General features: G+C 42.7%; 14 protein-coding genes. 6 read left to right on the top strand and 8 right to left on the bottom strand.

Annotated elements, in window-relative coordinates:
* Positions 1-321: 321 nt before the first annotated feature.
* Positions 322-708 carry a type II toxin-antitoxin system VapC family toxin gene (locus tag DP116_RS22745; protein ID WP_169157339.1) on the bottom strand — a complete coding sequence of 129 codons (387 nt, stop codon included), beginning with the start codon at positions 706-708 and terminating at the stop codon, positions 322-324.
* On the bottom strand, positions 692-955 hold the full coding sequence (locus DP116_RS22750; protein WP_169157340.1) for a type II toxin-antitoxin system Phd/YefM family antitoxin: 264 nt from the start codon (positions 953-955) through the stop codon (positions 692-694). The genes DP116_RS22745 and DP116_RS22750 overlap by 17 nt, the downstream gene beginning before the upstream one ends.
* A 359-nt stretch (positions 956-1,314) precedes the next feature.
* On the opposite strand from DP116_RS22750, the gene DP116_RS22755 reads away from it, so the two are divergent.
* The 6 genes from DP116_RS22755 (at position 1,315) to DP116_RS22780 (ending at position 7,154) form a co-directional block, all read left to right on the top strand.
* Positions 1,315-2,238, top strand: a complete 924-nt coding sequence (locus tag DP116_RS22755; protein ID WP_169157341.1) for a ribonuclease D — start codon at positions 1,315-1,317, stop codon at positions 2,236-2,238.
* 160 nt (positions 2,239-2,398) lie between these two features.
* Positions 2,399-3,202, top strand: coding sequence for a tetratricopeptide repeat protein (locus DP116_RS22760; RefSeq protein WP_169157342.1), 804 nt, complete (start codon positions 2,399-2,401; stop codon positions 3,200-3,202).
* Positions 3,203-3,284: 82 nt separating this feature from the next.
* Positions 3,285-3,581: a DUF433 domain-containing protein gene (locus DP116_RS22765; protein WP_169157352.1), complete on the top strand. Its 297-nt coding sequence runs from the start codon at positions 3,285-3,287 to the stop codon at positions 3,579-3,581.
* Positions 3,578-3,946, top strand: a complete 369-nt coding sequence (locus DP116_RS22770; RefSeq protein ID WP_169157343.1) for a DUF5615 family PIN-like protein — start codon at positions 3,578-3,580, stop codon at positions 3,944-3,946. Before DP116_RS22765 ends, DP116_RS22770 begins: the two co-directional genes overlap by 4 nt.
* A gap of 167 nt (positions 3,947-4,113) precedes the next feature.
* Positions 4,114-5,085: a homoserine kinase gene (gene thrB, locus DP116_RS22775; protein WP_169157344.1), complete on the top strand. Its 972-nt coding sequence runs from the start codon at positions 4,114-4,116 to the stop codon at positions 5,083-5,085.
* Between the two features lie 455 nt (positions 5,086-5,540).
* The gene (locus DP116_RS22780; protein WP_169157345.1) at positions 5,541-7,154 is read left to right on the top strand and encodes an NAD(P)H-quinone oxidoreductase subunit 4; all 1,614 of its coding nucleotides are present in this window, start codon (positions 5,541-5,543) and stop codon (positions 7,152-7,154) included.
* Between the two features lie 260 nt (positions 7,155-7,414).
* Here DP116_RS22780 and DP116_RS22785 read toward each other — a convergent pair whose 3' ends face one another.
* The 6 genes from DP116_RS22785 to DP116_RS22810 form a co-directional block, all read right to left on the bottom strand.
* Entirely contained in the window at positions 7,415-7,912 is a 498-nt protein-coding gene (locus tag DP116_RS22785) for a polysaccharide biosynthesis/export family protein (RefSeq protein ID WP_169157346.1), read from the bottom strand.
* Positions 7,913-8,124: 212 nt separating this feature from the next.
* Positions 8,125-8,334 (bottom strand): type II toxin-antitoxin system HicB family antitoxin, encoded by a 210-nt coding sequence (locus DP116_RS22790; protein ID WP_169157347.1) that lies wholly within the window; start codon positions 8,332-8,334, stop codon positions 8,125-8,127.
* A gap of 55 nt (positions 8,335-8,389) precedes the next feature.
* The gene (locus tag DP116_RS22795) at positions 8,390-9,793 is read right to left on the bottom strand and encodes a hypothetical protein (RefSeq protein ID WP_169157348.1); all 1,404 of its coding nucleotides are present in this window, start codon (positions 9,791-9,793) and stop codon (positions 8,390-8,392) included.
* Positions 9,794-9,859: 66 nt separating this feature from the next.
* On the bottom strand, positions 9,860-10,393 hold the full coding sequence (locus DP116_RS22800; protein ID WP_169157349.1) for a pentapeptide repeat-containing protein: 534 nt from the start codon (positions 10,391-10,393) through the stop codon (positions 9,860-9,862).
* A gap of 144 nt (positions 10,394-10,537) precedes the next feature.
* Complete coding sequence (locus DP116_RS22805) at positions 10,538-10,780, bottom strand: hypothetical protein (protein WP_169157350.1); 243 nt, start codon at positions 10,778-10,780, stop codon at positions 10,538-10,540.
* A gap of 217 nt (positions 10,781-10,997) precedes the next feature.
* Complete coding sequence (locus DP116_RS22810) at positions 10,998-11,252, bottom strand: TIGR03643 family protein (RefSeq protein ID WP_169157351.1); 255 nt, start codon at positions 11,250-11,252, stop codon at positions 10,998-11,000.
* Positions 11,253-11,443: the final 191 nt, after the last annotated feature.

Below are 11,443 nucleotides of genomic sequence, written 5' to 3' on the forward strand. Positions count from 1 at the left end.
CCGTTTTTTCCAAAGCCTTTGTCGCAATCACAGTCCCAATTGCGATCGCCCCAGCAGTCAGTGGTTCCATGTACTACCTCGTAAGCGCGGTATCTTATTTATTTATTGATACATCGTTTTTGTTCTCAATTCCGCAATCAAATCAGTGTTGAATTTAGCAATTTAGCAATTCTGACTTTTTATAATGGCTCAGTCATGTTTAGTGAATTCATTGACGATAATTGGGTAGTTTTGAAATTATGAGCGATAAGCCGGAGGCTTGACGCAAAGCGTATCGCATTGTGTGCCCCCCGTAGGAGATGTTCCCAAAGCGTGATTGCATTACCAAATCACATCAACAGGGTACTGAGTAATCTGACTGTCTACAGTTACAATTGGCATTTTTTCCACTTGGCTCTGAGCAATAATTATCCTGTCGAAAGGATCACGATGTAAATCTGGTAAATTTGTTACTTGTAAAGCGTGAACCATTTGAATCGGTAGACTTTCAAGTCGATTCATTGTCAAACGACTTGGGATATAGGTTTCTGGAGGTTCAGGTAAATTTAGTTTTCCTAGACGTACCTTAATAACGATTTCCCACGCACTCGCAGCACTTAAAAACAACACATTACTTGGGTCAGCAATTATACTGCGAGCCGTGGATGACAGTTGAGAATCATCTGTGACCCACCAAATGAATGCATGGGTATCAAGTAATACTTTCATTCTGGATGTCTAAGGGGATAAGAAAATCGTTTAAAACATCCTCCGGTAAGGGTTCGTCAAAGTCGGGGGCAATGAATACCTTAGCACTGTCCAATCCTGGAATTCGAGGTAATGGTTGGTTAGTTAGAGGAACAATGCGAGCAATGGGAGTACCAGCTTGAGAAAGAATAACTTCTTCTCCCGCCAAAACTCGACGGAGCAATTCTCCAAAGTCAGCCAAGTTAGCAGGGAGTTCTGCATTATACATTGATAGTCACTCCGAATTGTTGCAACTAGTGAACTACTTTTATAGGTTTGGTGTGATGGAGTGTCGCTTGATGTCTTCAACAAGTATATCAAGCAGCAAGATTCTCCATCTGCTAACTAATACCAATTTGAAAAAAGAATGCAACAGATACACACTCCCAAACCCTTGTGATGTCTGGCTTTCTTCCGGATTGAATTTTGAATTTTGTTAGCGCAGCGGGACGCAGTCCATTTTGAATTGGTATAAATCCTACCCCTGCTTTAGATACAATGTATAATCTACGCAGTCAGAGATGATCTAAGCAAAAATCACACGCTAGAACTTAATTGCTCTTGCCCATTTTTCCGCAAATTCACCCCATGCCATATTTGACTTCAGCTAGCGAAATGCGTTCTCTTGTTGCTGAATACACTCAAGCTCATACTTTGTGGATTGATACAGAAATCGCAGAATACAAAAGTCGTAGTCCGAGACTATCGCTGATTCAGGTATTAGATGATCCAACAGACTTGAGTGGCGATCGCATCCATATTTTAGACATACTCAACCATCCTGATATTGTGGCTGAGTTTATCGACAACATTATGCTCAATCCCCAAATTGAAAAAGTCTTTCATAATGCTAGCTTTGATGTGAAATATCTGGGTAATAAAAAAGCTACAAACATCACTTGCACTCTGGAAATGGCAAAAAAAATTCCCTACTATGCCTTACCAGTACCTAACTACCAATTAAAAACTTTAGCAGCAGAACTTTGTGATTTTAAGAATATAGAGAAACAAGAACAAACCAGCGACTGGGGAAAGCGACCACTCACAGAAGAACAAATAGAGTATGCTTACCTAGACTGCATTTATCTTGCTCAAATCCATCAACGTTTGATAGAATTAAACAAAGAAATTAATCCAGAGCCTACCACAGAAAACCTAACATCACTGAATGCAAGATATGCACAGCTTGAGCAACAATGGAAAATCATAGACTCGGAGTTCGCGCATTTACAAGAGCGAATCAAAAAAGCTATGCTTGCTCAGAATCTACCAGAAAGTTCGTACTTCAAACTTTCTTCCTCTGAGCGAAAAACAGTGAAGGTAGCATTTGTAGAACTCGCAAAGCTAATACAAACTCAAGACATAGATTTCGATTTTCCGATTACACTAACTCAAAAGCTACAAAAAGATTTAGGAGAAAATTTGGAACAACTGTCTGTAGATATTGAGAAAACCACTGCTTGGCGACTGATTCCCAAAAATCAAGAAAGTCAGGAAAATACTGACGAGTGATCAACAGTTATCAGTTAACAGTTATCAGTTATCAGTTATCAGTTATCAGGTAGGAAACGGACTCGTCCACCCCTTGTTTACTGTTCACTGTTTACTGTTCCCTGTTCCCTGTTCCCTGTTCCCTGTTCCCTATGTTTCTTCAGAAGATGACTGGTAAAGAATGAAAGCTGTCTGCATAGCTGCGTTTACCGTATTTGTCGCCCTTGCAACCGTTTCCTGTAGCAACAGTGACGATGTTTTAGTAACAGAAATTGGAGTTCGTCCTGTTGGACGCCCTGTAGCAACACCATCTCAATCCAAAGACTTTTATATTGAAGGTCAGTATCAGCAAATTAAAGGGAATTCACAAGGAGCGATCGCTTCTTATACCAAAGCAATTAACCTCAGTCCCAACTATGGAACTGCATATAACAGTCGGGGACTTGCTCGCTTTGATGTAGGAGATCAGCAGGGGGCAATAGAGGATTACAATCAAGCCCTTAGCATAAATTCTAACGATGCTCAAGCTTATAATAACCGAGGAAATGCTCGCGCCGCACAAGGAGACAGAGACGGAGCGATAGACGATTACAGCCAAGCGATTCGCCTCAATCCTAAATATGCCGAGGCATACAATAATCGGGGAAATGCTCTTTCGGCAAAGGGAGAGAAAAACCAGGCGGTAGACGATTACAGCCAAGCGATTCGCCTCAATCCTAACTTTGCTGTTGCTTATAATAATCGGGGAAATGCTCGCAGTGCTCAAGGAGATAGAGACGGAGCAATCACAGATTACAACGAAGCGATTCGCCTTGCTCCTAATTTTGCAGCAGCACACAATAACCGAGGAAATGCTTATGCTGCACTAGGTGATAAAGAAAAAGCTATGCAAGACTTGCAGCGAGCAGCAGAAACCTTTGATAAACAGAATAATAAACTACTCTATCAACAAGTGATGAACAATATTAAGGAGTTAGGGCAGTAGTGTTAGACGCTTTCAAGTATTTGGAACAACACTTGGATTGCGTTTGTTAAAATAGGCAGCAATGGTTATGTCATTTAACACTATGTCAAATACTCTCACTGATATTGGCACTCTCATTGACAGTCATCCTGGAATTCATGGAGGCTGTCCTCTGATTGCTGGCACTGGTGTCACAGTGCGACGAATTGCTATTTGGTATAAACAAGGTCTTAGGGCAGAAGAAATTGCCGCTAGGATTGGGCATTTAACGATAGCACAGGTTTATGCAGCTTTGACGTATTATCATATCAATCGAGAAGAAATCGATGCCGACATTGCTGCCCAAGAAGCAGAAGCTGACCGCATAGAGGCATTACATAAAGCCAGCAGACAGTCGTGAGTCAAATTCGCTTGTACATGGACGAGGATTCTGGTGATATTGCATTAGTCCTGGCTCTACAAAATCGTGGTGTAGATGTAATCACAACTCTAAGTGTAAACCGATTAAAATATCCAGACGAAGAACAATTAATTTGGGCAAGGTCGCAAGGTCGCGTTTTGTACAGTTCTAACATTCAAGATTTCTATCGTTTACACACAGCTTTTTTGACTCAAGAACAACCTCACTCAGGGATGATTTTAGTACAGCAGCAACGTTACTCAATCGGAGAACTGATGCGTGGTATTTTGAGATTGGTTGCTGCTAAATCAGCAGAGGAAATGGAAAACGAAGTAGAGTTTCTTAGCACTTGGATAGAGGAATAAATGTGAGCGATACCGCTCACACAAACCTAAACACTTATTTGTTGTTCTTTGGCACGTCGCTGTAGTATTTGCCATGCGGTAGACGTCACACAAGAGATTCAGATAACCGCTGAGCAAATTAATCAGTTACGTGAGATGCTGATTGATTAATTAGTTTTTACTGACAAATGTCTGTTATTCCTTCTGTATCTATCACTGTTCCAGGGACAACTGCTAATCTAGGACCAGGTTTTGATTGTATTGGTGCGGCTCTAACGCTGTACAACGAGTTTAAGTTCACTCGCCTTGATATACCGCCTTACCTTGGGAAGGTCAAAATTACTGTCATGGGTGCGGAGGCTGAACGAGTTGTCACTGATGAAAGTAATTTGCTCTATCAAGCGTTTGTGAAATTTTATCAATATAGAGAGCAGACACCGCCACCTGTAGAGATTGAGATTCATCTTGGTGTTCCACTGGCGCGGGGTTTGGGGAGTTCGGCGACAGCAATAGTCGGTGGGTTGGTTGGTGCCAATCTGTTGGAGGGGGAGCCTTTGAGCCAGTTGGAAGTGATGGAGTTGGCGATCGCTCTAGAAGGACATCCGGATAATGTGGTACCAGCTTTGTTGGGGGGGTGTCGGTTGGCGGCGACGGGGGTGGAAGGTGAACCGCAGAGGCGCAGAGAACAAAAGAGTTGGGAGATTTGTGAGGTTCCTTGGTGTGAGGAGATTGTACCAGTGGTAGCGATTCCAGATTTTGAGCTTTCAACGAAGGAGGCGCGCCAGGTTTTGCCTACTGAGGTAAGTCGTGCGGATGCGATTTTTAATGCGGCGCATCTGGGATTGTTGTTGCGTGGTTTGGAAACTGGCAGGGGTGATTGGTTGAGGGCTGCTTTGCAAGATAGGTTGCATCAACCTTATCGAAAAGCATTGATTCGAGGTTACGATGCGGTTTATTCTGCTGCTGTTGAAGCTGGTGCTTATGGGATGGTGATTAGTGGTGCTGGTCCAACGCTGTTAGCTTTGACGGATAAAGCTCATTCTCAAGCTGTGGCTCAAGCGATGACAGCAGCTTGGATGGAGGAGGGGATAAAAGCAGAGGTGCGATCGCTCTGTGTTGATACTCAAGGAGCAAAATCAATTCAAAATTCAAAACTCTAAATTTCAAATATAGATACGTGGTTATATGTCAACCGTATTGTTTGAGATATTCATAGGTAACTTTATCTGTCTTCTTGTTTAAGTACTGAGCCTTTAACTAGCGCGGTTACACCCTCGCAACGAATGAAAGAAACACCTTTTTCCCTTACACCCCTATACCCTTACACCCCTACACCCCTACACCCCTGTGTTTCTTGAAAGAACTCTCCTCGCCAGATAACCATCCTAGGACAGAGTTAATATAAAAATTTGTAACGGTGGCTGTTGCCGCCGTTTTTTGTTGACGTAGCAAAACTTTACAATTAGAATGGATTCGAGCTTGAAATGAGTATTTATTCTTATGCAAATCTAAAGATTTGGTTTTTGTAAGGAAACAATGTTCACAAAACTATGAATTGCTTAATATAATGTAATTAAAAAGAAAAACATAAAGTGATTGAAAGTGATTGTCAGCGATGAATATGATCGATTTTCCTTGGTTAACAACCATAATCCTATTGCCAATGGTGGCTGCTACAGCCATCCCCTTTATCCCAGATAAAGAAGGCAGAACTCTCCGCTGGTATGGTTTGGGAGTTGCGTTTACAGACTTTGCCCTGATGATTTATGCTTTTTGGCATAACTACGATTTTCAAAGCTCTGCATTCCAATTAGTTGAAAAATATTCTTGGATTCCTCAAATAGGTTTGAATTGGTCTGTAGCGGTTGATGGCTTATCGATGCCGTTGATACTGTTGACAGGCTTGATTAACACACTCGCAGTATTCGCGGCTTGGAAAGTAACTACCAAGCCGCGTTTGTTTTATGGTTTGATGCTGGTGATGTATAGCGCCCAAATTGGCGTGTTTGTTGCCCAGGATTTGCTGTTGTTCTTCCTAATGTGGGAAATCGAGTTGGTACCTGTGTACTTGCTGATTTCTATCTGGGGAGGAGAGAAGCGCCGCTATGCAGCTACCAAATTCATTCTCTACACTGCTGCTGCATCAATATTTATCTTGGTAGCGGGCTTTGCAATGGCATTCTCTGGAGACACCGTTACCTTCGACATGGCAACTTTGGGAATGAAGGAATATCCCAAAGCATTTGAACTCCTAGTGTATGTGTGCTTCTTGATTGCTTTTGGTGTCAAGCTGCCGATTTTCCCTCTGCACACCTGGTTACCCGATGCTCACGGTGAAGCCCCAGCACCTGGTTCGATGATTTTGGCTGGTGTTTTGTTGAAGATGGGTGGTTATGCACTTATCCGCATCAACATGGAGATGTTACCCGACGCTCATGTTTACTTTGCTCCCGTGCTAGCAATTTTAGGTGTGGTGAACATTGTCTACGGTGCTTGCTGTGCCTTTGCTCAAACAAATCTTAAGCGGCGCTTGGCTTACTCGTCAGTTGCTCACATGGGTTTTGTCCTGATTGGTATTGCTTCCTATACAGAGTTGGGCACCAGCGGCGCAATGCTACAGATGATTTCTCATGGTTTGATTGCTGCAAGCTTGTTCTTCCTCGCTGGCGTGACTTACGAGCGCACTCACACCTTGATGATGGACAAAATGGGTGGTATCGCGAAAGTTATGCCCAGAACGTTTGCTCTCTTCACAGCGGGTGCAATGGCTTCTCTGGCGTTACCAGGGATGAGTGGGTTTGTCGGTGAGTTGATGGTTTTTCTCGGAATTGCCACAAGCGATGTTTACAGTTCTAGCTTCAAAGTTGTCGTCGTCCTCCTCTCGGCTGTTGGTGTGATTCTGACTCCGATTTACTTACTGTCAATGCTGCGCGAAGTCTTCTACGGTAAGCAAAATGAAGAGTTAGTGCTGGATGCACTCGTACTGGATGTTAAACCACGCGAACTGTTCATCACTGCTTGTTTGATACTTCCCATCATCGGTATCGGCTTCTATCCTAAGTTGGCGACACAAACATACGACGTGAAGACTATGCAAGTCGCAACTCATGCCCGTCAAGTTTTACCAGTTGTCGCTAGACAGCAACCAACAAGTTTATATTCCCTTATATTTACAGCACCAACACTGGCTGATTCACAAGTTCCAGGTTTGGTTAATATTGCTGAGTAATATTTGTTCCCAGAAGGCTGGCGCTATCAAAGAATCCTAGAAAGATTATAAATGGGGGGTGATTAAGCAATCACCCCCTAAAATTTAGTAATAAAGTCACATCAGCTCATGACTTTAGTCCCATGTAATTCCTCGGTAAAATTTTTAGTATTAATTCGGCATTAACATCAAGCACTCAAAACCTGACCCGAATTAGACACGGGTTAGGTTTTTTTCTGTAGTTATATAAAAGAGTTAGGCTGGAGTTGAGGACGCAATCATCATGGGGCGAATGGTACTACAACTGCGTCACCGTCCTGCAACCTTATATCTTGACTTAAGTCTTTTTTTAACCTGTACTTGCACAAATCTACAGGAATTGTTTGTTTCGATCCGTCAGAAGCCTGCCGACGGACTTGAATTCGGCAGGTATCAGCATATAAGGTGACACCGCCAGCTGCCTGAAGCGCTTTGATTACAGTAGGCAATGACCGAGACTCTGTAAAACGCTCATCCGATGGTGTAGAGTCTGCCAGAAAGTATGCCCCCGGAGCTGTCACTTCTCCAATCACGGCAATATGAATCTGCCGCTTTGTAAGGTTTTGAGTGCTAGTCTGTGCCTGATTGCTTAGGTCAGCAGACCAGAGAATTCCGCCCACCAACGGAGCGGCTGACGCTGATTGGGATACTAACGCGCTTGGTAAAGCGGTCATCAAAAGACCAACGGAAGCTAGATATTTTATTAGGGCTGTCCGAACTCCGATTGTGACGTTTAGCATGCTTTTAGACTTCTGGTTTTTTATTTGTTAATTGGCAATCGCTCGCCTAAAGTTCCCTCTGCTTTGACCCCATATTTTCGTCTAAAGTTTCACCTTGAGAATGCGCTCCAGCAAACCCAGGAACATATTTGACGCACTTCAATAAACCCAAGATTTTCCAGTATCCGAACTACTTCCTGTGGTTTGAGAACAGGTATGTTGCTCATAAGTGTTTACTGGATGACAATTTGTTGTATACCAACAAATTCTGTCTGGAAAACTAATTCCTCATCTTCCAAAAGCATCTCGATGACTTGACGTAAGTTATCTTGTAATTCGTCTAAAGTTTCACCTTGAGAATGCGCTCCAGGAAACCCAGGAACATAGCCAACATAAAGTTTAGTATCAAGATCTCTCTCAACAATCGCAGTAAATGTTTTCATCGGACTTGAGTTTTTAAACTAGTTTAACGGAAAAAATGCAATAGAAAAGACCTCATTATCTACGGTCTTCTAGTTCTAATCTATACAACCCATACCAATGACGAACTGCAAGCCAGATAACTGAAAGCAAGCCTGCAAGGCTGAGAGTAAGACCACTAAATGGTACTAATAATCCAAAAACGGGTAATACAGCCCCAGCAATTGTACAGATAAGGGCAGCTAGAGAAACACTGCGATTTTTTGACCCCAAACCCCATGTCAATGCTAGTAAGACAAGTGAAATGAGAGTCCAAGCTAGCTGAGGATTTATGAAGCGACTGAGGTAAGTCAAACTTAGTAAACAAGCAAAGAAAACACTACCTGCAATTGCCACATTTGTCAAGCTCATGGGTAGTGATAAATACAGCAGCAATATCCACCAGAAAAATATTGTCGGTGCTAGCAATAGCAGTCGCGGCAGGACACCAGTGTGACGAATGGGATCGGTGTAGGTGTATACTCCAAATGGATTTTTCACTGAAACATTATCGTCAAAGACCCAAGTAAATTGAGTTCCTTGTCTGTCATTTTTTATCTCACTGGGTACGATACCACTGGCAAAATCTGCTCCAGGAAAGTTGGCGTTCGCTAGCAGACGAAAGTTAGAAAGCAACTGCCCATTAGCACTATAAACCCAGCGCGGTGCTCCTTGTGCTTTATAAGTGACTCTTAAACTCGTTTGTTCTCCCGGTTGTAGTTGAAAAGGAAAGCTATAGTCACCAGGATTTGTTTGTGCGAGTCTGGTAGCGTCACGCTCTACTTTATAACTTTGCAATAAGGAGTAACCAATGGGTGGTGATGCTTCAAAGAAAAAACTATTAATATCTTTGAGTTGGTTAACAACTTTATAGTCAGCAGTATAGTCTATTTTATAAACTGCCCGACGACCTCGAACATCTGGGCTTTGGTCAATCTTAACTTGAATTTGCGAGCCACTTAATGTTAAAAAACGGCTGAGCTTTCGTTTTTCATTTACCTTGACTATCTTGCCATTAACTTGAGTGGTGTATACATATGGCTCTTCAGTCATGTATCGTATTTGAGGCGCTATTTGTTCTAACCTTTCACCAGCGACACTCTCGGCAACTTGAGCTACTTTTGCCTGTTCCCAATGATGGTAACGATTGCTCAAAGTTGAACAAAGGAAAAACCCTCCCACCAGCAGGATTAACACCAAGGTGAAATGCTGTAATCCCCGCAATAGTTGAGAGTAACTAACTGCCCACTCTCCAATCAAAATCTCTTGCTGTTGTTGATTTTGACGTAGGGCAAAGCTCAACAAAGCAATGGCAATTCCCAAAGCTAAAACCAGAAATACTAATAACAGTGAAGCTTTAAGTAGATGCGTTCCAAATTGGATCAGTTCGCTAGGATGCGTTAAGTCGGGTAATCCTGGAATGCCTTGGGCTGATTCAGACATGGAGGGGTGTTGGAAGAGTTTGGAGATTCTGACTGAGAAAATCTCCTAAAAGTTTCTTACCAAAAGTTAGCCTTTACCTTCATCCAGGATTGTTCCTTCTAGATTTGCATTATCCAAGTTGGTTTGGTTTAAATTCGCTTCATGGAGTTCTGCGTTCTTGAGATCTGCTTGGGTGAGATCTGCTTTCGCCAAGTCAGCATGACTGAGATCTGCTTCGTTTAAAGAAACTGCATTGAGGTTAGCTTCTTGTAGATCGGCTTCGCGTAATTGAGTACCGATTAACTTTGCGATCGTCAAATCAGCTTGACTCAAATTAGCACCGTCCAAAATGGCTCCTTCTAGAATTGCCCCATCTAAGATGGCTCCACTCAAATTAGCTTCCGTGAGATTTGCTTGATTTAAATTGGCTCCATTTAAGTCAGCCTCTATTAAGCTTGCGTGACTGAGATTAACCCTGCTTAAATCAGCTCCATCCAAAATGGCTCTGTCTAAAATTGCTCCACTAAGATCAGCTCCTTCCAAGAATGCTTCGCTCAGGTTTACTTCAGTAAAATCTCTTTTACCAGCAGCGTATTGTGCCAATAGTTCATCTGCTTTCATTGCTTCGCCTCCGACAAGTTTTGACTTCTTTTGTCAGCTACATTAGCAATTTTTTGGGAGTATGCCAAATTTACAAAAATCGCTCCCAATTTTTTGAGGGCAGAGGGGTACTCTGCCCTCGAAGATGAAACTAATTAATTTTCATTAATTTTCATTTTTATTTTCAAGCTGCTTCGTTCCAACCAAAAAGTCTATATCTTCCCTTGGCAGTTTGGCAGACACTTCCTTGTCTCCTGGAAGAGGAAACTTAACATCAAATGCATCTTCGTTGCATTCTACAACCCTTCCTACTAGACCTTCTGTCAGGTTCTCGTCTACATCGCGATTCAGTCCAACTAAGTCGTTTTTCTCAATAGGTGTTGAATTGTTATTCTCATTAGCCGTCATATTTCCGACCTCCAGTTACTACTAACTATTAGAGTGGGCTGTCAATGCTTTCGCAAAGTATTTTGTTAAAGTATTCTGTTAATAATCACACATCAGTTGCAAATGCACTTCCTACCTTTGCCCGATATTGACGCTTTGTACCTTACCTATGGATATACGAATAAAGGAAGAGCTGATATGCGGGGTGCTGACCTAAGCCCTTGTAAGAATGAGAGTTTCAAGTCTTTTGATTAGCTGATTTAAACCGACCTGCGACAAATTCTCGCTTTTGTAAATGCTTGCTTTTGCGTCCGGTAACACGTTCGCGCCACATCCGAAAACTGGATGCTTTCATTTCACGGCGCATGAGGGCAATGACCTGCTTTTCTTGCAAACCGAATTGTTTTTCAATTACCTCAAATGGAGTCCGGTCTTCCCATGCCATTTCGATAATACGGTCGATGATTTCGGAATCAAGTAATGGTAGTTTCATTGGTGGTTAACAATGTTTGTAAGAGAATGTTTGTAAAGTCTACCGTTGTATTGAGATCCCCCCTAGCCCACGCCAGACGCTACCCTACGGGAAGCCGCCCTTCGGGCGTCTACAAGTCGGGAGACCCTCCTACAGTACTGGCTCAACGGACAGGTGCCTCAAGTCGGGAAACCCGCCCACGGCACTGTCCT

The sequence above is a fragment of the Brasilonema bromeliae SPC951 genome (assembly GCF_012912135.1).
Classification (GTDB): domain Bacteria; phylum Cyanobacteriota; class Cyanobacteriia; order Cyanobacteriales; family Nostocaceae; genus Brasilonema; species Brasilonema bromeliae.

Bases quoted from the DNA above. Each gene is read 5' to 3' on its own strand.
- DP116_RS22785 (WP_169157346.1), bottom strand. From the start codon at position 7,912: ATGCTAAACGTCACAATCGGAGTTCGGACAGCCCTAATAAAATATCTA.
- DP116_RS22745 (WP_169157339.1), bottom strand. From the start codon at position 708: ATGAAAGTATTACTTGATACCCATGCATTCATTTGGTGGGTCACAGAT.
- DP116_RS22760 (WP_169157342.1), top strand. From the start codon at position 2,399: ATGAAAGCTGTCTGCATAGCTGCGTTTACCGTATTTGTCGCCCTTGCA.
- DP116_RS22805 (WP_169157350.1), bottom strand. From the start codon at position 10,780: ATGACGGCTAATGAGAATAACAATTCAACACCTATTGAGAAAAACGAC.
- DP116_RS22750 (WP_169157340.1), bottom strand. From the start codon at position 955: ATGTATAATGCAGAACTCCCTGCTAACTTGGCTGACTTTGGAGAATTG.
- DP116_RS22810 (WP_169157351.1), bottom strand. From the start codon at position 11,252: ATGAAACTACCATTACTTGATTCCGAAATCATCGACCGTATTATCGAA.
- DP116_RS22755 (WP_169157341.1), top strand. From the start codon at position 1,315: ATGCCATATTTGACTTCAGCTAGCGAAATGCGTTCTCTTGTTGCTGAA.
- DP116_RS22790 (WP_169157347.1), bottom strand. From the start codon at position 8,334: ATGAAAACATTTACTGCGATTGTTGAGAGAGATCTTGATACTAAACTT.
- thrB (WP_169157344.1), top strand. From the start codon at position 4,114: ATGTCTGTTATTCCTTCTGTATCTATCACTGTTCCAGGGACAACTGCT.
- DP116_RS22800 (WP_169157349.1), bottom strand. From the start codon at position 10,393: ATGAAAGCAGATGAACTATTGGCACAATACGCTGCTGGTAAAAGAGAT.
- DP116_RS22780 (WP_169157345.1), top strand. From the start codon at position 5,541: ATGAATATGATCGATTTTCCTTGGTTAACAACCATAATCCTATTGCCA.
- DP116_RS22795 (WP_169157348.1), bottom strand. From the start codon at position 9,793: ATGTCTGAATCAGCCCAAGGCATTCCAGGATTACCCGACTTAACGCAT.
- DP116_RS22765 (WP_169157352.1), top strand. From the start codon at position 3,285: ATGTCAAATACTCTCACTGATATTGGCACTCTCATTGACAGTCATCCT.